Annotated in this window: 25 protein-coding genes; 17 read left to right on the forward strand and 8 right to left on the reverse strand. The window is 65.6% G+C overall.

What is annotated here, in order from left to right:
- Positions 1-17 precede the first annotated feature (17 nt).
- From hrpB to B0E47_RS16925, 4 genes are all read left to right on the forward strand, one after another.
- On the forward strand, positions 18-2,690 hold the full coding sequence (gene hrpB, locus B0E47_RS13080; protein ID WP_077514685.1) for an ATP-dependent helicase HrpB: 2,673 nt from the start codon (positions 18-20) through the stop codon (positions 2,688-2,690).
- Positions 2,691-2,901: 211 nt separating this feature from the next.
- Positions 2,902-3,759 carry a hypothetical protein gene (locus tag B0E47_RS17045; RefSeq protein ID WP_217318933.1) on the forward strand — a complete coding sequence of 286 codons (858 nt, stop codon included), beginning with the start codon at positions 2,902-2,904 and terminating at the stop codon, positions 3,757-3,759.
- Between the two features lie 11 nt (positions 3,760-3,770).
- Positions 3,771-4,265, forward strand: coding sequence for an RHS repeat-associated core domain-containing protein (locus B0E47_RS17050; protein ID WP_168171068.1), 495 nt, complete (start codon positions 3,771-3,773; stop codon positions 4,263-4,265).
- 5 nt (positions 4,266-4,270) lie between these two features.
- A complete protein-coding gene (locus B0E47_RS16925; protein ID WP_139351462.1) occupies positions 4,271-4,738 on the forward strand; it encodes a hypothetical protein in 468 nt (155 codons plus the stop codon).
- Positions 4,739-5,306: 568 nt separating this feature from the next.
- Here the strand turns inward: B0E47_RS16925 and B0E47_RS13095 are convergent.
- The 4 genes from B0E47_RS13095 to B0E47_RS13110 all read right to left on the reverse strand — a co-directional run bounded on the left by B0E47_RS13095 (position 5,307) and on the right by B0E47_RS13110 (position 7,945).
- Complete coding sequence (locus B0E47_RS13095; protein WP_077514688.1) at positions 5,307-6,014, reverse strand: transposase; 708 nt, start codon at positions 6,012-6,014, stop codon at positions 5,307-5,309.
- Between the two features lie 206 nt (positions 6,015-6,220).
- Positions 6,221-6,658: a universal stress protein gene (locus B0E47_RS13100; RefSeq protein WP_077514689.1), complete on the reverse strand. Its 438-nt coding sequence runs from the start codon at positions 6,656-6,658 to the stop codon at positions 6,221-6,223.
- A gap of 60 nt (positions 6,659-6,718) precedes the next feature.
- A complete protein-coding gene (locus B0E47_RS13105; protein ID WP_077514690.1) occupies positions 6,719-7,156 on the reverse strand; it encodes a universal stress protein in 438 nt (145 codons plus the stop codon).
- Between the two features lie 27 nt (positions 7,157-7,183).
- Positions 7,184-7,945 carry a glucose 1-dehydrogenase gene (locus tag B0E47_RS13110; protein WP_077514691.1) on the reverse strand — a complete coding sequence of 254 codons (762 nt, stop codon included), beginning with the start codon at positions 7,943-7,945 and terminating at the stop codon, positions 7,184-7,186.
- 222 nt (positions 7,946-8,167) lie between these two features.
- Here B0E47_RS13110 and B0E47_RS13115 point away from each other — a divergent pair, with 222 nt between their 5' ends.
- The 7 genes from B0E47_RS13115 to fabB all read left to right on the forward strand — a co-directional run bounded on the left by B0E47_RS13115 (position 8,168) and on the right by fabB (position 15,790).
- Complete coding sequence (locus B0E47_RS13115) at positions 8,168-9,391, forward strand: NnrS family protein (protein WP_254422923.1); 1,224 nt, start codon at positions 8,168-8,170, stop codon at positions 9,389-9,391.
- Positions 9,392-9,523: 132 nt separating this feature from the next.
- Positions 9,524-11,044, forward strand: coding sequence for a copper-containing nitrite reductase (gene nirK / locus B0E47_RS13120; protein ID WP_077514693.1), 1,521 nt, complete (start codon positions 9,524-9,526; stop codon positions 11,042-11,044).
- 1 nt (position 11,045) lies between these two features.
- On the forward strand, positions 11,046-11,807 hold the full coding sequence (locus B0E47_RS13125; RefSeq protein WP_077514694.1) for a formylglycine-generating enzyme family protein: 762 nt from the start codon (positions 11,046-11,048) through the stop codon (positions 11,805-11,807).
- A gap of 10 nt (positions 11,808-11,817) precedes the next feature.
- Positions 11,818-12,387, forward strand: a complete 570-nt coding sequence (locus B0E47_RS13130) for an SCO family protein (RefSeq protein ID WP_077514695.1) — start codon at positions 11,818-11,820, stop codon at positions 12,385-12,387.
- Positions 12,388-12,574: 187 nt separating this feature from the next.
- The gene (locus tag B0E47_RS13135; RefSeq protein ID WP_077514696.1) at positions 12,575-13,831 is read left to right on the forward strand and encodes an alginate export family protein; all 1,257 of its coding nucleotides are present in this window, start codon (positions 12,575-12,577) and stop codon (positions 13,829-13,831) included.
- 233 nt (positions 13,832-14,064) lie between these two features.
- Positions 14,065-14,580 (forward strand): 3-hydroxyacyl-[acyl-carrier-protein] dehydratase FabA, encoded by a 516-nt coding sequence (fabA, locus tag B0E47_RS13140; RefSeq protein ID WP_077514697.1) that lies wholly within the window; start codon positions 14,065-14,067, stop codon positions 14,578-14,580.
- Position 14,581: 1 nt separating this feature from the next.
- Entirely contained in the window at positions 14,582-15,790 is a 1,209-nt protein-coding gene (gene fabB, locus B0E47_RS13145) for a beta-ketoacyl-ACP synthase I (protein ID WP_077514698.1), read from the forward strand.
- 24 nt (positions 15,791-15,814) lie between these two features.
- On the opposite strand, the gene B0E47_RS13150 is transcribed toward fabB, so the two are convergent.
- Together B0E47_RS13150 and B0E47_RS13155 are read right to left on the reverse strand one after the other, a co-directional pair.
- Positions 15,815-16,252, reverse strand: coding sequence for a universal stress protein (locus B0E47_RS13150; RefSeq protein WP_077514699.1), 438 nt, complete (start codon positions 16,250-16,252; stop codon positions 15,815-15,817).
- A 161-nt stretch (positions 16,253-16,413) separates the two neighbouring features.
- Positions 16,414-17,520 (reverse strand): pyridoxal-phosphate dependent enzyme, encoded by a 1,107-nt coding sequence (locus tag B0E47_RS13155; protein WP_077514700.1) that lies wholly within the window; start codon positions 17,518-17,520, stop codon positions 16,414-16,416.
- A 395-nt stretch (positions 17,521-17,915) separates the two neighbouring features.
- Here B0E47_RS13155 and B0E47_RS13160 point away from each other — a divergent pair, with 395 nt between their 5' ends.
- Positions 17,916-18,353 (forward strand): hypothetical protein, encoded by a 438-nt coding sequence (locus B0E47_RS13160; RefSeq protein WP_077514796.1) that lies wholly within the window; start codon positions 17,916-17,918, stop codon positions 18,351-18,353.
- 26 nt (positions 18,354-18,379) lie between these two features.
- On the forward strand, positions 18,380-18,880 hold the full coding sequence (tpx, locus tag B0E47_RS13165) for a thiol peroxidase (protein WP_077514701.1): 501 nt from the start codon (positions 18,380-18,382) through the stop codon (positions 18,878-18,880).
- 96 nt (positions 18,881-18,976) lie between these two features.
- On the opposite strand, the gene B0E47_RS13170 is transcribed toward tpx, so the two are convergent.
- Positions 18,977-19,387, reverse strand: a complete 411-nt coding sequence (locus tag B0E47_RS13170) for a group III truncated hemoglobin (protein ID WP_077514702.1) — start codon at positions 19,385-19,387, stop codon at positions 18,977-18,979.
- Positions 19,388-19,647: 260 nt separating this feature from the next.
- On the opposite strand from B0E47_RS13170, the gene fdxA reads away from it, so the two are divergent.
- A complete protein-coding gene (gene fdxA / locus B0E47_RS13175; protein ID WP_077514703.1) occupies positions 19,648-19,983 on the forward strand; it encodes a ferredoxin FdxA in 336 nt (111 codons plus the stop codon).
- A gap of 187 nt (positions 19,984-20,170) precedes the next feature.
- Positions 20,171-22,471 carry a cbb3-type cytochrome c oxidase subunit I gene (locus B0E47_RS13180; protein WP_077514797.1) on the forward strand — a complete coding sequence of 767 codons (2,301 nt, stop codon included), beginning with the start codon at positions 20,171-20,173 and terminating at the stop codon, positions 22,469-22,471.
- A 137-nt stretch (positions 22,472-22,608) separates the two neighbouring features.
- On the opposite strand, the gene gap is transcribed toward B0E47_RS13180, so the two are convergent.
- A complete protein-coding gene (gene gap, locus B0E47_RS13185) occupies positions 22,609-23,610 on the reverse strand; it encodes a type I glyceraldehyde-3-phosphate dehydrogenase (protein WP_077514704.1) in 1,002 nt (333 codons plus the stop codon).
- A 156-nt stretch (positions 23,611-23,766) separates the two neighbouring features.
- Here gap and B0E47_RS13190 point away from each other — a divergent pair, with 156 nt between their 5' ends.
- Together B0E47_RS13190 and pyk are read left to right on the forward strand one after the other, a co-directional pair.
- A complete protein-coding gene (locus B0E47_RS13190) occupies positions 23,767-24,603 on the forward strand; it encodes a S1/P1 nuclease (RefSeq protein ID WP_077514705.1) in 837 nt (278 codons plus the stop codon).
- 40 nt (positions 24,604-24,643) lie between these two features.
- Complete coding sequence (gene pyk, locus B0E47_RS13195; RefSeq protein ID WP_077514706.1) at positions 24,644-26,116, forward strand: pyruvate kinase; 1,473 nt, start codon at positions 24,644-24,646, stop codon at positions 26,114-26,116.
- The last annotated feature ends 21 nt before the right edge of the window (positions 26,117-26,137 follow it).

A 26,137-nucleotide genomic window follows, 5' to 3' on the forward strand; every position in this document is an offset into this window, starting at 1 on the left:
CGTTATCATCTGCACGGATGACTGTCGCCATCCCCGTGCTTCCGCCCAGCTTCCCGATCACCGACGTCTTGCCGGACATCCTGGCCGCGCTGGCCGCACGGCCGCGGCTGGTGCTGGAGGCGCCACCCGGCGCCGGCAAGACCACCCAGGTGCCGCTGGCCCTGCTCGATGCACCGTGGCTGGCCGGGCAGAAGATCGTGATGCTGGAGCCACGCCGCATCGCGGCGCGTGCCGCCGCGCAGTTCATGGCGCAGCAACTCGGCGAGCCGGTGGGCCGGACCGTCGGTTACCGCATCCGCTTCGAGTCGCAGGTGAGCGCGGCAACGCGGATCGAGGTGGTCACCGAAGGCATCCTGACCCGGTTGATCCAGGCCGATCCCGAGCTTACCGGCGTGGGCGCGATCATCTTCGACGAATTCCACGAACGGCATCTGGCCGGCGATCTCGGCGCGGCGCTCGCGCTCGACGTGCAGGCCACCCTGCGCCCCGAGCTGCGCCTGCTGCTGATGTCCGCCACGCTGGATGGCGAACGCATCGCGGCATGGCTGGACGCTCCGCGCATCAGCAGTCCCGGCCGCAGTTTTCCGGTGCGCATCGAGCATCCGCCGGCACGTGCGCAGGAAAGCCTCGAACACCAGCTCGCCCGCGTCGTGCACCAGGCCCTTGAGGAAACCGGCGGCGACGTGCTGGCGTTCCTGCCGGGGCGGCGTGAGATCGCGCGGGCGCAGGCGGTATTGGCGCAGACACTCCCCTCTCCCACCGGGAGAGGGGCCGGGGGGGAGGGTACGTCCGGAGCACGCCACCTCGCTCCGCCCGCACCCTCACCCGCCCCTGAAGGGGCACCCTCTCACCCGCGAGGGGACTCCCTGACGGTCGCCGGGGGGAGAGGGGATCGGATCGAGATCGTGCCGCTGCACGGCGAGCTGTCGCTGGCCGAGCAGCAGGCCGCGCTCGCGCCGGGCGAGCCGGGCACCCGCCGCATCGTGCTGGCCACCAACGTGGCCGAATCCAGCATCACCTTGCCCGGCATTCGCGCGGTGATCGACAGCGGCCTGGCGCGCGAGCCGCGCTTCGATCCCAACTCCGGTTTCACCCGACTCGAAACGGTCACGATCTCGCAGGCCTCGGCCGATCAGCGCGCGGGTCGCGCCGGGCGCGTGGCCGCCGGCACCGCCTATCGCCTGTGGCCGCAAAGCCGGCGACTGGAAAGCGCGCGCGGCGCGGAAATCAACCAGGCCGAGTTGTCCGGCCTGGCACTGGAGCTCGCGGCCTGGGGCGTCGTCGCGGACAGCAACGTCGGACTTGCCTGGCTCGATCCGCCGCCTGCCGGTGCGTTGGCGCAGGCGCGCGAATTGCTGCGGGCGCTCGGTGCGCTGGCCGACGATGGCCGCATCACCGCGCTGGGCCGACGCATGCTCGACCTCGGCGCCACACCACGGCTCGGCGCCGCCGCATTGCGTGCGCCCGAACCACGCCGCGCGCTGGTCGCCGACCTGCTCGCCCTGATGGAGGCGCGCTCGCCCTTGCGCGGCGCCCACGCACGTAGCGATGATTTCCGTGCGCGCGTGGCGGCCCTGCATGCCTGGCGCGACCGCCGCGGTGACTCGTCGCGTGGCGAGGCCGACAGCGGTGCGCTGGCTGCCATCGAGCAGGCCGGCAAGGGCTGGCGCCGACGTCTGGACGTCCGTAGTCCAGCCAGCGGCGTGCCCGACAGTCACACCGTCGGCGACCTGCTGGCGCACGCCTTTCCCGATCGCATCGCCCACCGCGACGACACCAATCCGCTGCGCTACACGCTTGCCAACGGCCGCGGCGCGCGCCTGCATGAAAACACCGCCCTGCTCGGCGAACCCTGGCTGGTGGTGCTGGACCTGCGCCTGGAGGACCGCGACAGCCTGGTGTTCGCGGCCGCACCGCTGGACCCGCGCACGCTCGAACGCGACTTCCCGGCGCAATTCACCCGCGAGCGCACGCTGCGCTGGAACGACCAGCGCGGCGCCGCCGAAGCTTTCGACGAGGAGCGCTTCGGCGCCATTGTGCTAACCCGCCGCAGCGTGCCGGTGAAGGCGGAAGACGCGCTGCCGGCCATGCTCGCCGCGATCCGCGCGCGCGGCCTCGGCGTGTTGCCGTGGAGCGACCACGCGCAGCGCCTGCGCACGCGCATGCAGGCCTTGCGCGCGTGGATGCCCGAGCTTGAGCTGCCGGATTTGTCCGACACGTCGCTGCTGGTCACGCTCGATGCGTGGCTGGCGCCAACCCTGGACGGCAAGCATCGCCTCGATGCCTTGCGCGCAGAAGAGCTGTCGCAGGCACTGTCCGCGTTGTTCGACTACGACCAGCGCCAACTGCTCGACACGCAGGTGCCCGAACAACTTGTCGTACCAAGCGGCCAGTCGCGCCGGCTCGAATACGCCGGCGCCGAAGCTCCCGTGTTGGCGGTCAAGCTGCAGGAACTGTTCGGCCTGGCCGACACCCCCCGCGTGGGTGGCGGCCGCATCCCCGTCACCCTGCACCTGCTGTCGCCCGCCGGCCGTCCAATCCAGGTCACCCAGGACCTGCGCGGCTTCTGGGAACGCACCTATCCCGAGGTGAAGAAGGAGCTGAAGGGCCGCTACCCGCGGCACCCGTGGCCCGACGATCCGTGGACGGCGACGCCGACGCATCGGGCGAAGCCGCGGGGGCGGCATTGAGCTGCGTATGCGGCATGAGCGGTCAGGGCATGATTCAATGGCCCGGGTTTCCGGTTGCTGTTCAGATCGTCGGTAAATGTCGTACCCACAATCGTGCGAGTCGTCCCGTGTCCTCTGACCCTTGTCCTGCTGAGCTTACGGTCTGGCCGCCTCATCGTCTGTCGGCAAGGGCCGGTCACGCGAGTCGGAAAGCGCACTCTGACCCTGAGGTTTGGTAGCCAGCACGACGGTGCTGTTCCCGCCGCCGACCCCCGCCAGCATCACCATACCCGCGACCAGCAGCGGCACGGTCGTGGTGAGCTGGGCGGCCAGCGCCACCGCGACCAGCTACACCTTGCAGCACGCGGATTACGGCGTCACCGGATGGAGCAACGTCTACAGCGGCAGTGCCACCAGCTATACCCAGCACGAAACGGTCACGGGGGCCTGGATCTATCAAGTTCAGGCGTGCAACGCGAGCGGCTGCAGCGCGTTCCTGGTCAGCAGTGGCGGCACGCTGGTGACCATCCCGCCGGCCAGCACACCCAGTTTGAGCGTGCCGGCCAGCAACCACAGTGGCAGCTATGCCGTCAGTTGGGGCAGTGTCGGCGGAGCGACCAGCTATCCGCTGCAGGAGCAGGTGAACGGCGGCGGCTGGAGCACGATCCAGAGCAGCAGCGCCACCAGTCTGGCGATCGGCGGCAAGGGCAACGGCAGTTATGGCTATCGCGTCCAGGCCTGCAACGTCGGCGGCTGTGGTCCGTGGAGTGCCACAGGCACGGTTGCTGTGACCCTGCCGCCCGCTCCACCGTCAACCGTCACCGCACCGTCCTATGTCCACGGCGTCACCTACTACGTGACCTGGTCGGCCAGCGCCGGCGCCACCTCGTACAACGTGCAGAAGACGAACTACAGCCTCGGCACCACGACCATCGTCGCCACGACCTCGGCGACCAGCGCCACGATGCCGGGCCCGCGCTCCAGCGAGTCCCTGCTCTATGCGGTCCAGGCCTGCAGTGCCGCTGGCTGTTCAGCGTTCACGAACGCGGGGAACGGCACCCAGACCGATCCGCCCGGGCCGATCCAATGAGGAGCATGGACATGGATATCCAGACAGGCTCAACGACGACGGGCAACGCGCTGAAGCGGCTGCTATGGCTGCTGGTCATGTTGGGCGGAGTTGCCCATGCCGGTACGGTGACCTATGTCTACACCGACCCGCAGGGCACGCCGCTGGCCGAGGCGGATGCCAGCGGCAACATCACGGCGACGTTCGACTATGCGCCGTACGGGAGTCAGGCGCTGGGGGCGCCGCCGAGCGGGCCGGGGTATACCGGGCATGTGAATGATCCGGAGACCGGGTTGGTGTACATGCAGGCGCGGTATTACGATCCGGCGGTGGGTCGGTTTTTGAGTGTGGATCCGGCGGGGATGGGACCAGGTAATGTGTTCAGCTTTAATCGTTATGATTATGTTAACAATAATCCGATAGTCAATGTTGATCCTGACGGTGGAACATGCAAGTCGACGGGTGTGGGGGGGCCTACACCTGCACAGTTGATGACAATGCTGGGAAATTCAGTCCTTAAGAATTAAGGGCTGTGAACAAAGCTTACACTGCCGCTGTAAATAGGTTGGTGGCTCATTCCGGAAGAACCGTGACTGTCTCAGTAGATGGAAAAAAATTTGAGGCTAACGCAGGTAAAGTTGCCAACGCGTTGATCGGGGCAAAGATATTGACTAGCAACGCGAATGGGCCTGCTGACGCAAAAGGAACCGAAGATAGCCGCGCCAGTACTTATGGAGGTGGCTTCGATTCGCGCAATGGAGTCCTGGATTATCAACCACAGACGACGATCTATCGAAATGCGATCGAATATGATAGAGCTAGAAAGAGCTTAAGCATCTCTGCTGATTTGTCTCGTACATTTATACATGAGGGCATTCATATGCTGCCTGATGAAACTGTTCTATACAATCTGTATTACAATCATCCGGCTAAGTATATGCATGATCACCAGCATTCATTTAATAACGCGTCTTCCCAACTCTTTGATGACCACAAATGACGAATTTCGCTAAGCATGCAGTACCAGTTGTAATTTTGCTAATTTTATCATCGACATCTGTTGTGAATGCCGGTAGTCGAAGTCGAGGCTATGTTTATGACGGCGCAGGTGTGGGCGATTCTAGGGCAATTGTCATCAACGTGGCGACGAAATTTGTTAGCGTCCAAAGCAAATCGCGTGCGAATCTCGATGATACGTCGTCCGAGGTCGCTGGAGAATTTAGGGATTGCGGAAATAGAGATTATTATTGCATGACAGGTCCTTTGAATGTAGCGATACCAAAGACAAACGTTGGTAGCAAATGGGCGTTTGCTGGCATATTTTGCAAATCGAACTTGGGACGCCATGGTGATGTTTACCAGATAACGTGTATTTCAAGAACGCAGAGGATAAAGACTATTTTGGTATATTCAGATTTGCACGGAATCTTGTCATTCAAAAACACGCCGATTGGCGGGTCCGCGCTGTTCAAACTACGGGGCGATCGTGGGCTATTTCGGCGTTTCTGAGGATTCCCAGGCAAATTGAGGGCCGCCGCAAATGGGACGGAGGCAATTAAGATGTGCCATCAGTCGTGCGGTGGTTGTGATGGCGGCGAGATAGGTCGTCCTCGCGGCCTTACGGCAACCGGGCGACCCAGGGCCTTCTCAACCATGGTCTGGAACTTGGTATCGCCAAGAGCGCGCTCCTGCTGAAGGTGGGCGCGGATTCGCTGGGGGTCGTCGTCGCTGACACCATCATGCAACCACGTACGGTAGGCTGCTGCGCGCACGACGGCATCGTGGTCAAGTTCCAGATAGATGGAGTGGGGCGTCACAAGCCGATCTTTCAACAGCCCCAAGTTGGCGTGAACACTGGACCAGCGGTGCTGTTCCGGACGTTCTGCCATCGCAGCCCTGACCGGGTTGAGCTCGATGTAGCGATAGACGGTCATCACATAGCGTTCGGTGTCGACCAGACAGGACTTGAATCGCCCTTGCCAGAGCGTGCCGCTCCGACCGTGACGTCGATTGAAGGCCTGCACGTAGCATTGTCCGGTGTTGCGCATGGCTTGGGACAGGGCGTCCGGTTGTGTCGAGGTCAGAAGCAAATGAATGTGGTTGCCCATGAACACATACGCATGGATTGCGATGTCATGCGCGTCTGCGGCATCGCAGAGCAGGTCGTAGTAGTGTCGGCGGTCGACATCGTCAACGAAGTTGGCGCATCGATTCACCCCGCGTTGGATGACATGGAGCGGGGTGCCTGGTAGTTCGAGGCGGGAGCGACGCGGCATGTCTCCATAGTGGCGCGCATCGATTGACGATCCAGTAAGGGGAGGAAGAAGTACTGGTAGGCGGGTCGCGATGCGTTGCGTGGCTTAATTGCCTCCGTCCCCTTAGGGTTCCCTGGTGTGCGCTGCCACCGTCCGCATGAAGTGGCCGGCGATGGCTCACCCGGTCGCGGCCCGGTGTGGCGTGTTGACTGCAACTACCGTGTCCTTCAACGACAGACCAGCACCGGCACATCGGCCAGCAGCAGTGTCTTCTGCGTCACGCTGCCCAGCAACAGCTTCTCGATGCCGCGCCGGCCATGCGTCGCCATCACGATCGCGTCGCAGTGGTACTTCGAGACAGCGGCGGCAATCGCGCATTCGGGGCGACTGTCGATCTCGTGACTCCCCACGCAGGCAACCCCGGCGGCCTCTGCGCGCCGCCGCACTTCGGCCAGAACGCGTTCGGCGCTGGCCACCGCGCGCTCGATGTACATCGTCTCGTTGGCCTGGGCGACCGCCGCGAAATACGTCACCGCCGGAAATGGTGGCAACACGTGCAGCGCATGGACGCGGGCGCCCAGTGCGGCGGCCAGCGCGATGCCGAGGTCGACCGCGCGCTGCGATCGCTCGGACCCGTCGACGGGCAGCAGGATGTGCTTGAACATGAGTGTCTCCTGAGATTACGTCGCGACGTTCGAACGCCGCGGATGCCGGCGGACGCCGGCTCAACGGCAGACCAGCACGGGGATCTCGCTTTCCAGCAGCACCTTGTGCACCTCGCTGCCCAGCAGCAGCCGGGTGAAGCCACGCCAGCCGTGCGTTGCCATCACCACCAGATCGCAATGCTGCTCGCGAGCCGCGGTGATGATGGCTTCGTGCGGCTGGTCATCGAGCACGTAGCTGCTGGCGCACTCGATGCCGGCCTCGGCAGCCATGCGCTGTACTTCGGCGAGGTACTGGCCGGCGCGCACGGTGGCGTCCCGGGCATAGGTGATCTCGGTGGCCGCCAGCATCTCGGCCATGTAGGCAATGGTGTGATACGGCGCAATCACATGCAGGGCGTACACCCGCGCGCCGCTGGTCCCGGCCAACTCGATGCCGAGCTTTGCCGCGCGCAGCGACAGGTCGGAGCCGTCAGTAGACAGAAGGATGTGCTTGAACATGGCTGGTTTCCCGACAGGGATGAATACTCAGCGACAGGTGTAGCCGCCATCGATGACCAGCTCGCTGCCGGTCATGAACTTTGACTCGTCCGAGGCGAGGTAGACCACGCCCCAGGCGATGTCGTCCGGTTCGCCTATGTGGCCGAGCGGATGCAGCGCGCCGACTTCGCGTCGATGCTGCTGCACGTCGCCGCCCATCGTGGCGAGGTGCTGTTCCACCAGCGGCGTCCAGATGAAGCCGGGGTGGATCGAGTTGACCCGGATGCGGTCGGCCGCATAGATCAGCGCATCGGTCTTGCTCATCAGTCGCACCGCGCCCTTGGACGCATGGTAGGGCGGCAGATCCGGCGCGCCGACCAGGCCGTAGATCGACGACAGGTTGATGATGCTGCCAGCGCCGGCCGCGCGCAGCGGCGCGATCGCATGCTTGGTGCAGAAGAACACGCCCTTCACGTTGACCGCCTGCACCCGGTCCCACTCGGCTTCGGTGAGCTCGTGCGTGGGCTTGTTCGCCCCGGCGATGCCGGCGTTGTTGACCAGGATGTCCAGCCGTCCAAACGCTGCCACCGTGCCCGTGATCGCCGCTGCCACTTCGGCCTCCGCCGACACGTCGGCGTGGAAGTAGCGGGCGTTGTCGCCAAGCTGCGCGGCCAGCTTCCGGCCGATGTCGTCGTGCAGGTCGACGATGGCCACCTGCGCGCCGGACTCGATCATGCGCACGACGCAGGCGGCGCCGATGCCCACCGCGCCGCCGGTCACCAGTGCCACCTTGCCACTCAGCCTGCCCATGGTCGTGTCTCCCGTGCGGATGGGTGCAGCGTGCGCGACGCGTCGCGGATCGGTGTTGACCGGGGTCAATTGAACGCCACGTTGCGTCGGCGAGCAGCACCGTTCTGCGCTGCCGCGGCAACTGATGCATGTCATGGCCGCCACCCCGTCAATCTGCCAACATGACGAATCGTTCTCATTCGAGTTGCACTCGCCATGCCCGCGCCGCAATCCGACATCGATATGCCATCGCCCCTCGCGGATATTCCCCGCCTGCTCGCCTCCGCCCCGCACCGACCGCTGTTCCTGGCCGGGACCATCGCGGTGCTGCTCAGCATGACGTGGTGGGCGGTGGAACTGACCTGGATGCGCTTTGGGCTGGCCGGCTGGCCGCAGCCGACGATTCCGCCGGGCTGGGCGCACGCGATGCTGATCCAGTACGGCCTGTTTCCGTTGTTCATGTTCGGCTTCCTGATGACCACGTTTCCGCGCTGGCTGGGGCGCCCGGACCTGCCACGCACGCGATTCCTGCCGGTGGCCGGCTGCATTTTCGGGGGGTATGTGCTGGCGAATGTCGGGCTGCTCGACCTGGCGTGGTTGCTGAAGCTGGGCATCGCGCTGATGCTGGTCGGTTACCTGGTGGGCGTGTGGACGCTGGGTGGGGTGTTGCGTGCCTCAGTGGCCGAGCGCAAGGGCCATGCGCGTTCCTGCCTGGCGGCGTTGTGCCTGGGCACGTTGGGGCTGGCGATCTTCCTGGCGTATCTGTTCGGTGCGCCGGCGGACTGTGCGCTGCTGGCGATCCACATCGGCACGTTCGGGTTGCTGTTGCCGATCTACTTCTCGGTGATGCACCGCATGCTGCCGTTCTTCACCGGCAACATGGTGAAGGGCTATGCGGTGATCCGGCCGGACTGGAGCATGCCGGTGGTGTGGGTGCTGTTGCTGGCGCACCTGCTGCTGACCTGGCGCGGGATGCTCGGCTGGTTGTACCTGGTCGATGTGCCGCTGGCGCTGGTGTTTGCGTGGCATGCGTTGAGTTGGCGGCCGTGGCAGGCGATGCATCCGGGCCTGCTGGTGGTGCTGCACCTCGCGTTTGCCTGGCTGCCGGTGGCGTTCGTCCTGTTCGCGATCCAGGACGTGGTGTACGCCAGCAGCGGGCATCTGGTGCTGGGCCGCGCGCCGCTGCACGCGCTGGGCATCGGCTTCTTCGGCTCGATGCTGGTGGCGATGGTGACGCGGGTGACCCAGGGTCACTCGGGCCGGCCGCTGCAGATGGGCAAGGTGGCGTGGCTGTGTTTTGCGCTGCTGCAGGTGGTGGCGCTGCTGCGCATCCGCGCCGAGTTCGGTGGCGATGTCTATCTGTGGCTGGTGATCGCGGCCTATGGCTGGCTGCTGGCATTCCTGCCGTGGGTACTGCGTTCGGCGTGGATCTACCTGACCCCGCGCGCCGACGGCAAGCCCGGCTGATACGCCGCGGCGCAAAACATGCGGCACGCTGACGCAGTGCGCGGTTATCGCGGCATGGCTTGACGCGGATCAAGAAGGGGTTGCCTCCAGCGGTCATCCTGCCTCCAGGAACCCCCCCACCTGGAGCCGCTCATGTTGCGTCCGTTGTCCACCGTTGTTGCCGCCCTCGCCGCATGTGCGCTGGCGGCGTGCTCTGGCAAGCCCGCGCCGACGGCGGCAGGTACGGCCGGCAGCCCCACCACGTCGCAATCCGTCGCTTCCGAGCGCGGCGACTTCGGGCCGCCGCAGGGCGAGCCGATCCACGCGGTGCTGACCAGCCCGCCGCACGTACCGCCACCGATCCATCGCAACTATCCGGCCAAGGTCATCGTGGAGCTGGAAGTGATCGAGAAGGAGATGCCGATCTCCGAAGGCGTCAGCTACACGTTCTGGACCTTCGGCGGCACCGTGCCGGGCAGCTTCATCCGCGTACGCCAGGGCGACACGGTGGAGTTCCACCTGAAGAACAACCCCAACGACAAGATGCCGCACAACATCGACCTGCACGGCGTTACCGGCCCGGGTGGCGGCGCGGCCTCGAGCTTCACTGCGCCGGGGCATGAATCGCAGTTCACCTTCAAGGCGCTCAACCAGGGCATCTACGTCTACCACTGCGCCACTGCGCCGGTCGGCATGCACATCGCCAACGGCATGTACGGCCTGATCCTGGTCGAGCCACCGGAGGGCCTGAGCCCGGTCGATCACGAGTACTACGTGATGCAGGGCGACTTCTATACCATCGGCAAATATCGCGAGAAGGGCCACCAGCCGTTCGACATGGAGAAGGCGATCGACGAGCGCCCGACCTATGTACTGTTCAACGGCAGGGAAGGCTCGATCACCGGCGACAACGCGCTGACCGCCAAGACCAACCAGAAGGTGCGTCTGTTCGTGGGCAACGGCGGCCCCAACCTGATCTCCAGCTTCCACGTGATCGGCGAGATCTTCGACAAGGTGCAGCCCGAGGGTGGCACGCATCCACAGGAGAACGTGCAGACCACGCTGATCCCATCCGGCGGTGCCGCGATCGTGGAGTTCCACACCGACGTGCCGGGTAGCTACGTACTGGTCGATCACTCGATCTTCCGAGCCTTCAACAAAGGTGCGCTGGGCATCCTGAAAGTGGACGGCCTGGAGAACAAGGCGGTCTATTCGGGCAAGGAAGTGGACTCGGTCTACCTGGGCGATCGTGCCGGCGGCAATCTGCAGGCCGTGACCACCGCAGCCACGGCACACGCTGCCGGCACGCTGACCAAGGAAGACCAGATCGCCGCCGGCAAGCAACTGTTTGCCGGCACCTGCTCGGTCTGCCACCAGGCCAACGGCGAAGGCCTGCCGAATGTGTTTCCGCCGCTGGCGAAGTCCGATCTGCTCGCCGCCGATCCGAAGCGCGCCATGACCATCGTGACGCACGGCCTGACCGGCAAGATCGCCGTCAACGGCCGTGAATACGATTCGGTGATGCCGCCGATGTCGCAGCTGACCGACGACGAGGTGGCCAACATCCTGACCTACGTGCTGAACAGCTGGGGCAATCCCGGTGGCCAGTTCAGCAAGGACGAGGTGGCCAAGGCACGCGCGGCGGCGACACCCGCGCCGGCAGCGGCACACTGAGATGCGTGCATCGGCACTCGCCTGTCTTGGCCTGCTGCTGGCACTTCCGGCGGTGGCGGCGGATTACGTCGCCCTGCCGGGAGGGCGTTTCACCAGCGTGTTGCCGGCTGACGGCAAGGCGGCCGCGGCGCAGGTCGCGCCATTCCGCCTGCGTACCGAGCTGGTCACCAATGCCGAGTTCCTGGCGTTCGTGAAAACCCACCCACGATGGCGGCGTGACAAGGTTGCACCCATCCTTGCCGATGCGCGTTACCTCACGCACTGGGCCAGCGTCGATGTCCTGGGCGAGCAGGCCCTGCCACGGCAACCGGTAACCCGGGTCAGCTGGTTTGCCGCCGAGGCTTACTGCGAAAGCGAGCAGGCGCGCCTGCCGAGCTGGTACGAATGGGAGTTCGCCGCCGCGGCCGATGCCACCCGCCGCGATGCGCGTGCCGACCCTGCCTGGCGCGAAAGCATCCTGGGCTGGTACTCGCGGCCCTCCAGCACGGCATTGCCGCAGATCGGCGGTGTCGCCAACGTCTACGGCGTGCGCGACATCAATGGCCTGGTATGGGAATGGGTCGACGACTTCAATGCATTGATGGTCGCCAGCGACAGCCGCGACCAAGGTGATCCGGACCTGCTGAAGTTCTGCGGTGCCGGCGCACTCAGCATGCAGCAGAAGGAAAACTACGCGGTGCTGATGCGCATCGCGATGCTGTCCGCGCTGAAGGCTGCCGACACCACCAACAACATGGGCTTCCGCTGCGCGAAGCCCGATTGAGGAATCTACGATGAAACGCCTGCTGTCATTTCTCGCGATGCTCCTGCTGCTGGGCGGCAATGCCCATGCGACCCAGCCGTTGCCGGGCGATTCGGTCTATCAGCTGCCGGTGCAGCTGACCGGCCAGGACGGCCGGCAGCAGATGCTGTCGGCACGCCGCGGCCGGCCGCAGCTGGTGACGATGTTCTACACCTCGTGCCAGATGGTCTGCCCGCTGATCATCGACAGCATGCGGCTGACCCGCAATGCGCTGGATCCGGCGGTGCGTTCGCGGATCGACCTGCTCGCGGTGAGCTTCGATCCGGCGAAGGACGACGTGGCCGCGCTGCGCAACTACGCCGACAGGCGCAAGCTCGATCCGCGCATCTGGACGCTGGCCCGCGCCGAGCCGGCGCAGGTGCGGCAGCTGTCCGGCCTGCTCGGGTTGCAGTACCGGCGATTGCCGGACGGCGAATTCAACCACAGCAGCGAACTGGTGCTGCTCGACGCGGACGGGCGCATCGCGGCGCGCACCACGGTGATCGGGCGGCTCGACCCGTCATTCGTCAAGGCTGTCGACGCGCTGGCCAGGGGCCCCTGACATCTGCCGTCAAATGGATGCCCGGACGTCCATTGGCATGCGAGACGCCGCCTTCATGGCGGCGTTTTCGCGAGCGTGGACGCGGCGTGTTGTCACAGCCGCGGCTTTCATGCATCGGAATTGACCGCGGTCAATCGCGAGTCGCCGTTGCCTGTGCAGGATGCGCGCATCCACCAAGGGGAACGCGATGAATGCAAGCTATCGGATGCTCCGTGCCGCCTGTGTGCTGGGGTTGGCCGTTTCGCCCTGGACGCACGCCGGCGGTGTCGACAGCACGGTGCCGGCAGGCGCTGACAGTACGCCGCTGCAACTGGAATGGGACACCCGCCTGCGCCAGGAGCAGGTCGATGACGATGCGTTCAGTCGCGACGCCAGCGCCGACACCTTGCGCCTGCGACTCGGCCTGCGTTCGACGTTTGGCGAGGGCTGGAGCGCCTTTGTCGAAGGCGCCGGCGTAGCCAGTGCCGGCGATCGCTACAACAGCGGGGCGAATGGCCGCACCCAATATCCGGCGATCACCGATCCGCGTGGCGGCGAACTCAACCAGGCCTGGCTGCGCTGGCAGGGCACGACGTTCAGCGCCACTCTGGGCCGTCAGCGGCTTCAGCTGGACAATCAGCGCTGGCTCGGCAACAGCGGCTGGCGCCAGTTCGAGCAGACTTACGATGCGATCGCGCTGCAATGGCAACCGGCGAGCGACTGGACCGTGCACTACGACTGGCTCGGGCGCGTGCATAGGGTCGCCGGCCCCGACGCGACCAGTCCGCTGGCTCGTGAACGCAAGCTCGACACCAGCCTGTTCAACGTCGGCTATGTGCATGGAGCGCAAAGCTGGGTGGGCTATGCCTACCTCCACGAGGATCGCGACGTGCGAGCGGCCTCCACCGCGACCTACGGCCTGCGCTGGTCCGGCAGCTACGTCGAACGCGGCACCGGTCCGGGCTGGTCGGCGGAGTTTGCGCGGCAGTCCGATTACGCCGACAACCCGGCCAGCTATACAGTCAACTACTGGCTGCTGGAACCCGCCTGGACGCTTCACGGGATCACCGCCAGGCTGGGTTGGGAATATCTTGGCAGCGACGGTCGGCATGCCTTGCAGACGCCGCTGGCTACCTTGCACGCATTCAATGGATGGGACGACCAATTCAATGTCACCCCGCTCGGAGGGCTGGAAGATCGCTACCTGGGTGCGTCGGGCCCGCTCGGTCGAGGCCCCGTTGCCAGCAAGCTCGCCTGGGCCGTCACGTACCACGATTACCGGGCCGCGCGCGGCGGGCGCTACGGCAGTGAATGGGATGCTTCGCTGGCCTTCCCGCTGCCGCGCGGGCTGACCGGCCTGTTCAAGGTAGCGAGTTACCAGGCCGATGGATTTGGCCGCGACAGCGCCAAGCTGTGGCTCCAGCTGGAATGGAAGGGACAGCAGCCGATGATGTCCCCGCCTTGAGCAGCCGGACCGGATGCGCAGAGTGACGTCAGGTGCGTTTCGGTGTCGTCGATCCATGTCGATTTCACGTCGTGCACTTGTCGGAGCATGTACGATGGGAAGACGTATCGCACGCTTCGCTTGCATGCAATGACGGGCAGCGCTTGTCCGTTGGCGCGGCTGGCGATCGACGTCAAGGCCACAGCCCGGCACCCCATGCACACTCCGCGACTTTCTCACCTGGTGGATTTTCGATGACGCGTCCCTCCTCGTTCGATTACGAACAATTGCGTGCCTGCGGCCGCGGCGAGCTTTTCGGCGACGGCAATGCCCGCCTTCCTTCGCCACCGATGCTGATGTTCGACCGCATCACGCGGATATCCGAGGAAGGCGGCAGCCACGGCAAGGGCCTGATCCATGCCGAGCTGGATATCCGTCCGGACCTGTGGTTTTTCGATTGCCACTTCATCGGCGACCCGGTGATGCCCGGTTGCCTGGGCCTGGATGCGATGTGGCAGCTCAGCGGCTTCTTCCTGCCCTGGCTGGGCGAGCCCGGTGCCGGCCGTGCGCTGGGCGTGGGCAATGTGAAGTTTTCCGGCCAGGTGAAGCCGACGGCGAAGCTGGTGCGCTACGAGATCGACATCCGTCGCGTGATCCGCGGCAAGCTGCGCCTGGTCATCGCCGACGGCAAGACCTTCGTCGACGACCGCCTGATCTACGAGGCCAGCGACATGCGCGTGGGCCTGTTCCAGTCGACCGAGGGTTTCTGAGATGCGTCGAGTCGTAGTGACGGGGATGGGGATCGTGTCGTGCCTGGGCAACACCGTGGCGAGCGTGACGGCGGCGCTGCGTGACGGCCACAGTGGCATCCGCGAGGTTCCCGAGTATCGCGAGTTGGGTCTGCGCAGCCACGTCGCCGGCGTGCCGGAGATCGATCTGGATGCGGCGATCGATCGCAAGCTGAAGCGCTTCATGGGCGATGCCGCGGCCTATGCCTATGTATCGATGCGCGACGCCATCGCCGACGCGGGCCTCACCCCCGAACAAGTGCGCAACCCGCGAACCGGCGCGATTGCCGGTTCCGGCGGCGGCTCGCCGCGCTGGCAGATCGAGACCGGCGACCTGCTGCGCAACAAGGGCGTGCGCAAGATCGGTCCGTACATGGTCCCGCGCACGATGTGCTCGACGGTGTCGGCGACCCTGGCCACGACCTTCGGCCTGCTCGGCCTGAGCTATTCGATTTCCGCCGCCTGCGCCACCTCGGCGCATTGCATCGGCGCCGCCGCCGACCTGATCCGCCACGGCGCGCAGGATGTGATGTTTGCCGGCGGTGCGGAGGAAGTGCACTGGGGCATGACCGCGCAGTTCGATGCGATGGGTGCACTGTCCAGCGCCTGCAACGACCACCCGGCCTCGGCATCGCGCCCTTACGATGCCGAGCGCGACGGCTTCGTGATCGCCGGCGGTGGTGGCATGCTGGTGCTGGAGGAATACGAACACGCCAAGGCGCGCGGTGCCCAGATTCATGCCGAGCTGGTCGGCTACGGCGTCACCTCCGACGGCGCCGAAATGGTCGCGCCCTCGGGCGAAGGTGCGGTGCGCTGCATGCGCATGGCGATGGCGAACGTCGTCGGCCCGATCGACTACGTCAACACCCACGGTACCGCTACGCCGCTGGGCGACATCATCGAACTCAATGCGCTGCGCGAGGTGTTCGGCGATGCGGTACCGCCGCTGTCCTCGACCAAGGCGCTCACCGGCCACTCGCTGGGCGCGGCCAGCGTGCACGAGGCGATCTACAGCTTGCTGATGCTCAAGCACGGCTTCGTCGCCGGTTCGGCCCACATCACCACGCTGGACCCGCGCGCCGAAGGCTTCCCGATCGTGCGCAAGAGCCGTCCGGAAAAGCTGGCCACGGTGATGTCGAACAGCTTCGGCTTCGGCGGCACCAACGGCAGCCTGGTGTTTGCCGGAGTGTGAGGCCGCCGGTGCGGTGCGTGCCGCTCAGTGACACACCAGCACCGGCACCTCGCCTTCGAGCAGCACTTTTTGCGTTTCGCTGCCGAGCAGCAACCGCGACAGGCCGCGGCGTCCGTGCGACGCCATCACCACCAGATCACAGCCCTTCTCGCGACATGTGCGCAGGATGATTTCGTGGGGTCGCTCGGCAATCTCATGGTTGCCGCTGTACTTGACCCCGGCCGACCCGGCCAACTGCTTCACCTGTGCCAGGTATTCGTTGGCCAGCGCAATCGACTCCTCGATGTAGGTCGGCTCGGCGGCAGCCAGTGCCTCGGACATGTAGACGAGCGCCTGGAACGTTGGCACCACATGCAAGGCATGGACCTCCGCGCCACACTTCTGTGCCAGCTCGATGCCGATCCTGGCGGCGCGCATCGAAAGCTCGGAGCCGTCGATCGGAAGCAGGATGTGTTTGAACATGATTCTCTCCAGGTGCGTGATCGTTCGGTGCCAGCCACTACCGAAAGTGTCCGCCAGATCGCAGCTCCTGCCGCCAGACTGGGTGCGTTCGGATCGTTGATGCCCGCCTTGGTGCTGAATGGATCGGGTACACAGGGTCGACAGTGAGCACTCGGCCGGGATCATGCAAGTCCGGGCCAACTGCCGGTGACCAGGCTGGCCCGCAGTACCGCGTCCCACGGCGCGAGATCGATCTGGTGGCTGGCCAGCCAGTCGCGATCGAACAGGGTCTGCGCGTAGCGTTCGCCGCGGTCGCACAGCAGGCTCACGATGCTGCCGCGTTCGCCGCGCGCACGCATCGAGGCGGCCAGTTGCAGGCAGGCGACCAGGTTGGTGCCGGACGAGCCGCCGTAGCGATGGCCAAGCAGTTCCTCCAGCAGCCACGCGGCGGCGATCGACGCGGCATCTGCGACCTCGCTGACATGGTCGACCACGTCGAAGATGAAACCCGGTTCGACGCGTGGCCGGCCGATGCCCTCGATCAGGGTCGGCTGGCTGGCCACGGCGTGGAGGTCGCGACTGTGCCAGCCATGCACGTAACCGCTGCCGGCTGGCTCGGCCACGCACAATTTTGTCTGCAGCCGGCGGTAGCGCAGGTAACGGCCGATGGTGGCCGAGGTGCCGCCGGTGCCGGCGCCGCAGACGATCCATGCCGGCTCCGGATGCGCCTCCAGCGCCAGCTGGCCGATGATCGACTCGGCGATATTGTTGTTGCCACGCCAGTCGGTGGCCCGTTCGGCGAGGCCGAACTGGTCGAGGTGGCAGGCGCCGCGTGCGGCGTGTTCGGCCGCGCGCGCGTGCACCTGCCCGGGGTCGTCGACCAGGTCGCACGTGCCGCCCAGCGCCTGCACGCTGCGGATCTTGCCCGGCGCGGTGCATGCCGGCATCACCGCCGTGAACGACAGGCCGAGCAGGCGCGCGAACCACGCTTCCGAGATCGCCGTGCTGCCGGAGGATGCGTCCACCACCGCCTGTCCACGGTGGAGGTGGCCATTGCACAGCGCGTACAGGTACAGCGAGCGGGCGAGGCGGTGCTTGAGGCTGCCGCTGGGGTGCGCGGCTTCGTCCTTGAAATAGAAGTCGATGTCGTGGAAGCCCGGGAAATTCAGCTTCAGCAGGTGGGTATCGGCCGAGCGGGCAGCCTCCTGCGCCAGGCAGGCCAGCGCGCCATTGACCCATTCGCGCCCGGCGTCGCGTTCGGGTCGCGTGGTGCGGACGACGGTTTGCATGGGAGCCACCTCGAGGTAGGGGTGCTGTCGCGCGAGCAGCGAAAAGCGGGTGGATCCATGGGCGAGGGCGTCCGTGGACCCCGGGGTACCAGCATGCTGACGGGCGGATCCTGTCATGACTCTGACCCAGGTCAGCGTCGGACGCCTGGAGGCGGCGCGAATTGTCGCAGGGCGGTTGCTGGTGCCGGCGTTATCCGAAACCCCGTCAGGACAAGTGCATCGCCCGCGAGCGGGGGCATGTGTGTCGCAGGAGCCCGCTCGCGGGCGATGCGCTTGCCCTGGTTGAGACACGGCGCCGATCAGGAGGCGGCGTGCCTCCGTGATTGATGCAGGTCATGGCCGCAGCCGGTGATGCGGCGGATATTGGCGGCACCGCATGGTTTCATGGTCTTCACATGGCTGACTGGTATCCGTGGATCGTCCTGCTGCACCTGGCCTGCGCCATCGTGTTCGTGGGCGCGGTGGCGTTCGAGGTGATCGTGCTGGAGTCGTTGCACAGGCATTTCGACATCGTCACCGTGCAGCGCATCGAACAGGTGGTGATGGCGCGCGTGCGCCAGTACATGCCGGTGGTGGTGATCCTGCTGTTCGTCAGCGGCGGCATGCTGTTCGACATCCGCTGCGGTGGTTTCACCTGCGTGGGTTCACGTTTTGGCAACTGGCTGTTGCTCAAAGTAGTGCTGGCGTTCGGCGTGCTGGGCGTGTTCGTCAACGCGATGTGGGCGATGCGGCATGGCAAGATGGACGTCTGCCGCTTCAAGCACACCCATCGCATCGTGCTCGCGCTGATGGTCGGTATCGTGTTCCTGGCCAAGACCATGTTCTACTTGTAGCCACCTTTCCAGACGGGAGTTCCAGCATGTCCAGCGTCACGTTCAAGGGTCAGCCGATCAGCGTTGATGGTCGTTTTCCCGCCGTGGGTTCGGCCGCCCCGGCGTTTGCGCTGGTCGCGGGCGATCTGTCCGACGCCACGCTGTCCAGCTTTGCCGGCAAGCGCAAAGTGCTCAATATCTTCCCCAGCGTCGATACGCCGACTTGCGCGGCGTCGGTGCGCCATTTCAACGAATCGGCCAGCAAGCTCGACAATGCCGTGGTGCTGTGCATCTCGGCCGACCTCCCGTTCGCGCAGGCGCGCTTCTGCGGCGCCGAGGGTCTGCAGAACGTGGTCAACCTGTCGCTGATGCGCGGTCGCCAGTTCCTCAACGATTACGGCGTGGCGATAGCCGAGGGCCCGCTGGCCGGGCTGGCCGCGCGCGCCGTGGTGGTGCTGGACGACCACGACAAGGTGATCCACGCCGAGCTGGTCAGCGAGATCGCCCACGAGCCGAACTACGATGCGGCGCTGAAAGCACTGGGCTGAAGCCAGCCAAACCCCGTAGGAGCCCACTCGCGGGCGATGCCTTTGCTCTTGCGAATCCCGATTCCCGTGAGAAGAGCATCGCCCGCGAGCGGGCTCCTACGGTTTTGCGACGCTCACGATCGGCACGCCGAACGGCTGCGCCTGCGGATGCAGGCCAAGCCCATACTTCAGGCTGCGGCCGATGCGTTGCGCGTACTCCAGCATCCGGCCGGCGTGGACCTCGTCCAGTTCCTCGTCGCAGGTTTCGCTCCACAGCGCCAGCCAGCGATCGAAATGCTCGGCCCGGATCGGGTGCGGTCGATGCGCCGCCATCGGGTTGCCACGGTAGCTGCCTGTACGCAATGCCACCGAAGCCCAGAACGAGGTGAGCAACTGCTTGTGTTCGTCCCAGTCGTGCACGGCCGCGTTGAAGACCGGGCCGATCTGCGGATCCCGCCGTACCTTCTCGTAGAAATGGTCGACCAGGGTGGCAATCGCCGCCTCGTCGAAAGTTGCAGCTGGGTTCATGCGAGGTTGGTCACCGGCATCACGGGGGAAATGATCAGGACGCACTCCGTCATCATGACGGGATGCGTCGTCGTATCGTCGGAGTTTACCCGCTCGGTTTGCGCATGGTGCCGCGTTCCGCGTCGGGTCTCGAGACGGGGCTTGGGCATTGTGTGGTAACGGCTGCCCTGCGGCACTGATCTGGGTCATTGCCGCGTTTCCGGCACTGAGGGAGACTGCAATACGGACTGCGCCGATCCGCCCGAGCGCAAGGAGAGCCGATGACTCACGTCGTCACCGACAACTGCATCAACTGCAAGCACACCGATTGCGTCGAGGTGTGCCCGGTCGACTGTTTTCACGCGGGTCCGAATTTCCTGGTGATCGATCCCGACGAGTGCATCGACTGCACGCTGTGCGTGGAGGAGTGCCCGGTGGGTGCGATCTTTCCCGAACTGGATGTGCCGGCGGGCCAGGAGATCTTCATGGCGATCAATGCCGAGCTCGCGCCGCAATGGCCGGTGTTGACCAGCAAGATCGCTGCGATGGAAGATGCGGCGAAGTGGGATGGTGTGCCGAACAAGTTGCCGCTGCTCAAGCGCCGGCTCGACGAGTGAGCTGAGCTGCCGGCCGGGCGCTGCGCGGTAAAGACGAACAGGGGTCGGATAGTGGCGGTTCGGAGCGGGATGGCCGGGTTGTCGCCGATGGGATGGAGCGCCGATGGAGCGGCGTGAAGCACGTTCGATCAGCGGGCTTTCGACCTGTCTGAAACTCGTACTCATTCGCCACACCGGGGAGAACACCATGAACGACGCGGCACAACCCTTGACCGATGACGATACGGCACTGTCTCCATGGTGGTTGCGCACGATCGCGATCGTCATGCTGCTCGGCTTCGCCGGTTTGCTCGCCATCACCTTGCTGGCCTACCGCAACGCGCCACCGATTCCCGCGCAGGTGGTGGATGCCCAGGGCAGCAGCCTGTTCAGCGGCGACGATATCCGCAAGGGCCAGGCGGTCTTTCTCAAATACGGCCTGATGGACAACGGCAGCATCTGGGGGCACGGCGCGTATCTCGGGCCGGATTACTCGGCTGAGGCCCTGCATCGCCTGGGCGAGGACACCGCCACTGCCATGGCCACGCGGCAATTTGCCAGGCCACTCGCCGAGCTGGACGCGCAGCAGCAGGCCGCGGTGCATGCCGCTACGGCGGTGGTGCTGAAGACCAACCGCTACGACGCGCAAACCGACGTGCTGCAATTGACCGCGCCGGAGGCGGCGGCCTATCGCCAGCAGATCGGCTACTGGACGGACTACTTCAAGGATCCGACCAGAAATGGCGGACTCAAGCCCGACCTGATCACCGACCCGACCGAGTTGCATCAGTTCACCGCCTTCGTCACCTGGGCGGCATGGGCTTCGGTGGCCAAGCGACCCGGCACGGAGGCTTCGTACACCAACAATTTTCCGTACGACCCCAGCGTCGGCAACGTGGCCACGCCCAATGCCCTGCTGTGGAGTGCGCTGAGCCTGCTGGTGCTGCTGGCCGGCATCGCCACCGTGCTGCTGGCGTTCGGCAAGTTCGACTACCTGGGCTGGATCAGCCGCGGGCATCAAATGCATCCGCAGGTGCTGCCGGGGCAGTCCAGCGCAGGCCAGCGCGCGCTGGTGAAGTTCTTCGTGGTGGTGACCCTGCTGTTCCTGATGCAGGCACTGGTCGGCGGCGGCGTGGCGCACTTCCGCGCCGACCCGGGCAGCTTCTACGGCTTCCAGCTGGAGAACATCTTCCCCAGCAACCTGTTGCGCACCTGGCATCTGCAGACCGCGATCTTCTGGATTGCCACCGCCTATGTCGCCGCCGCGCTGTTCCTGGGGCGTTCGCTGCGCAGCGACGAGCCGCGCTGGCTGGCCGGCTGGATCCATCTGCTGTTCGCCGCCTTCGTGGTGGTGATCGGCGGCAGCCTCCTCGGCGTGTGGGCCGGCGTCGCGCAGAAACTCGGTACCTGGTGGTTCTGGCTGGGCGACCAGGGCTGGGAATATCTGGAACTGGGGCGGATCTGGCAGTACCTGCTGGTGGTCGGCCTGCTGGTGTGGTTTGCGATCCTGTGGTGCCTGGCGCGTCCGCGCGCGGTCGCCAACGTCGCGGCGCGGCCGCTGGCGAAGATGTTCCTGTTCGCGGCGATCGCGATCCCGGTGTTCTACGTGCCGGCGTTGTTCTTCGGTGCCGAGACCAACTACACCGTGGTCGACACCTGGCGCTTCTGGATCATCCATCTGTGGGTCGAAGGTTTCTTCGAGTTCTTCGCCACCACCGTGGTCGCGCTGACCTTCTACCAGCTGGGGCTGGCGCATCGCAATGTGGCGCTGCGGGTGATCTACCTCGACGCGATCCTGTATTTCCTGGGTGGCCTGATCGGCACCGGGCATCACTGGTATTTCAGCGGCCAGAGCAATTTCAACATGGCCATGTCGGCGATGTTCTCGGTACTCGAAGTGGTGCCGCTGACCCTGCTCACGCTGGATGCCTGGGATTTCGTCAACGCCACCAAGGGCAAGGTCGACGTCGACGGCAAGCCGACCCGGGTGCCGCACAAGTGGACGTTCTACTTCCTGATGTCGGTGGGTTTCTGGAACTTCGTCGGAGCCGGCATGTTCGGCTTCTTCATCAACCTGCCGATCGTCAGCTACTACGAGGTGGGCACCCAGATCACGCCGACCCACGGTCACGCCGCGCTGATGGGCGTGTTCGGCATGCTGGCGCTGGCGCTGATGGTGTTCGTGCTGCGCCAGACCAGCAGCGACGAGCGCTGGCCCGGGATCGAGAAGTACGTCAAGGTCGGGTTCTGGGGCACCAATATCGGGTTGGCGATGATGTTGCTGATGAGCCTGTTCCCCAGCGGCGTGCTGCAGCTGTGGGACGTGGTGCAGCACGGCTACTGGCATGCGCGCAGCATCGACTACATGAGCATGCCGCGTTCGCACCTGATCGAGTGGCTGCGCCTGCCCGGCGACCTGGTCTTCATCATCTTCGGCGCGATTCCGCTGGTGATCGCCTCGTTCAAGGGCTGGCTCGGCGTGCGCGCGGCGGCGCGGGCGGAACGCTGAGCGGGTCCCGGGCATGAAAAACCCGCGTCGACGGAGGTCGACGCGGGTATTCAGAACAGAGGCATCGCCCGCGAGCGGGCTCCTACGAATGCCGTGGCGGGAGCCCGCTTGCGGGCGATGCTCCTTGCCGCGGCAATTTACCTGGCGATCACGCGCACCATTTCCAGGCACTTGTTCGAGTAGCCCCACTCGTTGTCGTACCAGCTGACCAGCTTGACGAACGTGTCATCGAGCGCGATGCCGGCGTCGGCGTCGAAGATCGAGGTGCGTGCGTCGCCGCGGAAATCGGTGGCGACGACCTTGTCCGTGGTGTAGCCGAGGATGCCCTTCAGCGCGCCTTCGCTCTGCGCCTTCATCTCGGCGCAGATCTCGGCGTAGGTGGCGGGCTTCTCCAGCTCGACGGTGAGGTCTACCACCGACACGTCCGAGGTCGGCACGCGGAAGCTCATGCCGGTGAGCTTCTTGTTGAGCTCGGGGATCACCACGCCGACCGCCTTGGCCGCGCCGGTGGAGGACGGGATGATGTTCTCCAGGATGCCGCGACCGCCGCGCCAGTCCTTGTTGCTCGGACCGTCGACGGTTTTCTGGGTGGCGGTGGCGGCGTGCACGGTGGTCATCAGGCCGCGCTTGATGCCCCACTTGTCGTGCATCACCTTGGCGATCGGCGCCAGGCAGTTGGTGGTGCAGCTGGCGTTGGAGATGATCGCCTCGCCCTTGTAGGTCTTGTCGTTGACGCCATAGACGAACATCGGCGTGTCGTCCTTCGACGGCGCCGACAGCATCACCTTCTTCGCGCCCGCGTCCAGATGCTTCTGCGCGGTTTCCTTGGTCAGGAACAGACCGGTGGATTCGATCACCACGTCGGCATTCACTTCGTTCCACTTCAGATTGGCCGGATCGCGCTCCTGGGTCAGGCGGATGCGCTTGCCGTTGACCACCAGCTGGCCGCCCTCGATCTTCACCTCGCCCCTGAAGCGGCCATGCACCGAGTCGTAGCTCAGCATGTAGGCCAGGTAGTCCGGTTCGAGCAGGTCGTTGATGGCAACGATCTCGATGTCGTTGGCGAAGTTCTGCACGGCTGCGCGCAGCACGTTGCGACCGATGCGGCCGAAGCCGTTGATGCCGACCTTGATGGTCATGAGGGAGCGTCCTCCGATGGGAATGGTGCGTGGGTGGTTGGCAGGCGCAAACCCGCCGTCCGATGTTCCAACCCCGCAATTTTACAATGAAAGCGCCTCGGCCGCCCGCACACTGCGACGCTATGGCAGACTGACGTCTTTGCGCCGGAGCACGCCATGATCAAGTTGGGCCCATCTCTTGCGGCCGCCGTGTTGCTGTTTTCGGTCACGACGCTGGCGCAGGCATGGGGCCCACTCGGCCACAGCGTGGTTGCGGAACTGGCGCAGCAGCACCTGAGCCCCGCCGCTGAAGCCGAGGTGGAGCGCCTGCTGGCGCCGGAGCACACCAAATCGCTGGCCGACATCGCCAACTGGCCCGACCAGATGCAGGACGATCCGGCCATGGCGACCCTGTGGAAGCAGACGCGCAGCCAGCATTACATCAACTTCCACGGTGGCAGCGACTGCGATTACGTGCCGCCGCGCGACTGCAGCGATGGCCGCTGCGTGGTGGCGGCGCTGGAGTATTACGTCGGTGTGCTGGGCGACCGCGGCAAGCCGGACAGCGTGCGTCGCCAGGCGCTGAAGTTCGTGGTCCATTTCGTCGGCGACATCCACCAGCCGCTGCACGCCGGCTATCGCGACGACAAGGGCGGCAACACCTATCAGGTGCAGTTCGACGGCAAGGGCACCAACCTGCACAAGATCTGGGACTCGCGCATGTTGTACACGCGCAACCTGGATTGGCAGGGCTACGCGCAGCGGCTCGACTCGGGCGTACCGGTGACCCTGCCGCCGCCCATCGCGCCGCTGGACAATTCCTATGCGCAATGGGCCGAGGAGTCCTGCCGGATCACGGCCGAGCCCGGCTTCTATCCCGACAATCACCAGATCGGTGCGGCCTACGTTGCGACCTGGCTGCCGCTGGCCGACACGCGCCTGCGCGAGGCTGGCCGTCGCCTCGCCGAGGTGCTCAACCTTGCGCTTGCACCCGCGCCGGATACGCACGACTGAACCCGGCCCCTCAACCCGAAACCTCGCTCCCGGTTACCGCATGACTACCCAGCCACCGATTCGCCGCACCAAGATCGTCGCCACGCTCGGACCCGCCAGCGATGCCCCCGGCATGCTCGAAAAGCTGATTGCCGAAGGCGTCGATGTGGTCCGCCTCAACCTCTCGCATGGCCAGCCGGACGACCATCGCGCACGCGCCAACGCGGTGCGCGCCGCCTCGGCCGCGGCGGGCCGCGAAGTGGGCGTGCTGGCCGACCTGCAGGGCCCGAAGATCCGTATCGAGACCTTCGCCAACGGGCCGGTCGAGCTCATCGAAGGCGCGTCCTTCGTGCTCGATTGCCGCCCCGACGTGCCACCCGGCGATGCCGGCCGCGTCGGGGTCAGCTACTACGGCCTGCCCGGTGACGTGACTACCGGCGACGTGCTGCTGCTGGACGATGGCCTGGTGGCGCTGACCGTGCGCGAAGTGGTCGGCAGCGAGGTGCGTTGCCAGGTTCTGGTCGGCGGCAAGCTGTCCAATCGCAAGGGACTCAACCGGCAGGGCGGCGGACTTTCGGTCACGGCGCTGTCCGACAAGGACAAGGCCGACATCAAGCTCGCCGCCGAAATCGGCGCGGATTTCCTCGCGGTGTCCTTCGTGCGTTCGGCCGAGGACATGCATCAGGCGCGTCGCCTGCTGAAGGAGGCCGGCGGTCGCGCCGCGCTGGTGGCCAAGATCGAACGCGCCGACGCGATTCCGGTGCTGGGCGAGATCATCGATGCGTCCGACGTGGTGATGGTGGCGCGTGGCGACCTCGGCGTGGAGATCGGCGATGCCGAATTGCCCGGCCTGCAGAAGAAGATCATCCGCGAGTCGGTGCAGCGCAACCGCGCGGTGATCACCGCCACGCAGATGCTGCAGTCGATGGTGCGCTCGCCAATTCCCACCCGCGCGGAGGTGCTCGACGTGGCCAATGCGGTGATCGACGGCACCGACGCGGTGATGCTGTCGGAGGAAACCGCCGCCGGCGCGCACCCGGACAAGGCGGTGGCGGCGATGCGCCGGATCTGCCTCGGCGCCGAACGCCAGTTCGAGCCGAAGGAGGATCTTTCGGCCGGCGGTCATCGACTCGATCGTACCGACCAGGCGATTGCGTTGGCGGCGATGATGCTGGCCGGCGAGCTTGGCGTGCGTGCGATCGTGGCACTGACCGAGTCCGGTGCCACCGCGCAATGGCTGTCGCGTTATCGCACGGCCGTGCCGATCTATGCGCTGTCGCCGCTGGCCGATGCACGCCGCCGCATGCTGCTGCTGCGCGACGTGCAGCCGGTGGCGTTCACCCATGGCGCACAGAGTTCGGCAGCCAATTCGCTCGCCGCGATCCAGCAGCTGTTCGCCCAGGGGCGCCTTGCCGAGGGCGACCGCGTAGTGCTGACCCATGGCGATCACGTGGGCCAGGGCGGCGGCACCAATACGCTGAAACTGCTTTCGGTCGGTGCCGACGGCATGGTGGAGAGCCTGCGCAACCTCTGAGCCGGGACCTCAGTCGTCGAG

The organism is Rhodanobacter sp. B05 (assembly GCF_002001085.1).
Classification (GTDB): Bacteria; Pseudomonadota; Gammaproteobacteria; order Xanthomonadales; family Rhodanobacteraceae; genus Rhodanobacter.

What these genes read in the sequence shown, in the direction of transcription:
- B0E47_RS13100 (WP_077514689.1), bottom strand. Translation starts at nt 6,658, where the DNA reads ATGTTCAAGCACATCCTGCTGCCCGTCGACGGGTCCGAGCGATCGCAG.
- B0E47_RS13135 (WP_077514696.1), top strand. Translation starts at nt 12,575, where the DNA reads ATGAATGCAAGCTATCGGATGCTCCGTGCCGCCTGTGTGCTGGGGTTG.
- B0E47_RS13130 (WP_077514695.1), top strand. Translation starts at nt 11,818, where the DNA reads ATGAAACGCCTGCTGTCATTTCTCGCGATGCTCCTGCTGCTGGGCGGC.
- B0E47_RS13095 (WP_077514688.1), bottom strand. Translation starts at nt 6,014, where the DNA reads ATGCCGCGTCGCTCCCGCCTCGAACTACCAGGCACCCCGCTCCATGTC.
- fdxA (WP_077514703.1), top strand. Translation starts at nt 19,648, where the DNA reads ATGACTCACGTCGTCACCGACAACTGCATCAACTGCAAGCACACCGAT.
- B0E47_RS13160 (WP_077514796.1), top strand. Translation starts at nt 17,916, where the DNA reads ATGGCTGACTGGTATCCGTGGATCGTCCTGCTGCACCTGGCCTGCGCC.
- B0E47_RS13155 (WP_077514700.1), bottom strand. Translation starts at nt 17,520, where the DNA reads ATGCAAACCGTCGTCCGCACCACGCGACCCGAACGCGACGCCGGGCGC.
- B0E47_RS13105 (WP_077514690.1), bottom strand. Translation starts at nt 7,156, where the DNA reads ATGTTCAAGCACATCCTTCTGTCTACTGACGGCTCCGACCTGTCGCTG.
- B0E47_RS13180 (WP_077514797.1), top strand. Translation starts at nt 20,171, where the DNA reads ATGAACGACGCGGCACAACCCTTGACCGATGACGATACGGCACTGTCT.
- B0E47_RS13190 (WP_077514705.1), top strand. Translation starts at nt 23,767, where the DNA reads ATGATCAAGTTGGGCCCATCTCTTGCGGCCGCCGTGTTGCTGTTTTCG.
- tpx (WP_077514701.1), top strand. Translation starts at nt 18,380, where the DNA reads ATGTCCAGCGTCACGTTCAAGGGTCAGCCGATCAGCGTTGATGGTCGT.
- fabA (WP_077514697.1), top strand. Translation starts at nt 14,065, where the DNA reads ATGACGCGTCCCTCCTCGTTCGATTACGAACAATTGCGTGCCTGCGGC.
- nirK (WP_077514693.1), top strand. Translation starts at nt 9,524, where the DNA reads ATGTTGCGTCCGTTGTCCACCGTTGTTGCCGCCCTCGCCGCATGTGCG.
- B0E47_RS13170 (WP_077514702.1), bottom strand. Translation starts at nt 19,387, where the DNA reads ATGAACCCAGCTGCAACTTTCGACGAGGCGGCGATTGCCACCCTGGTC.
- hrpB (WP_077514685.1), top strand. Translation starts at nt 18, where the DNA reads ATGACTGTCGCCATCCCCGTGCTTCCGCCCAGCTTCCCGATCACCGAC.
- B0E47_RS17050 (WP_168171068.1), top strand. Translation starts at nt 3,771, where the DNA reads ATGGATATCCAGACAGGCTCAACGACGACGGGCAACGCGCTGAAGCGG.
- fabB (WP_077514698.1), top strand. Translation starts at nt 14,582, where the DNA reads ATGCGTCGAGTCGTAGTGACGGGGATGGGGATCGTGTCGTGCCTGGGC.
- B0E47_RS13125 (WP_077514694.1), top strand. Translation starts at nt 11,046, where the DNA reads ATGCGTGCATCGGCACTCGCCTGTCTTGGCCTGCTGCTGGCACTTCCG.
- B0E47_RS13150 (WP_077514699.1), bottom strand. Translation starts at nt 16,252, where the DNA reads ATGTTCAAACACATCCTGCTTCCGATCGACGGCTCCGAGCTTTCGATG.
- pyk (WP_077514706.1), top strand. Translation starts at nt 24,644, where the DNA reads ATGACTACCCAGCCACCGATTCGCCGCACCAAGATCGTCGCCACGCTC.
- B0E47_RS13115 (WP_254422923.1), top strand. Translation starts at nt 8,168, where the DNA reads ATGCCATCGCCCCTCGCGGATATTCCCCGCCTGCTCGCCTCCGCCCCG.
- B0E47_RS13110 (WP_077514691.1), bottom strand. Translation starts at nt 7,945, where the DNA reads ATGGGCAGGCTGAGTGGCAAGGTGGCACTGGTGACCGGCGGCGCGGTG.
- gap (WP_077514704.1), bottom strand. Translation starts at nt 23,610, where the DNA reads ATGACCATCAAGGTCGGCATCAACGGCTTCGGCCGCATCGGTCGCAAC.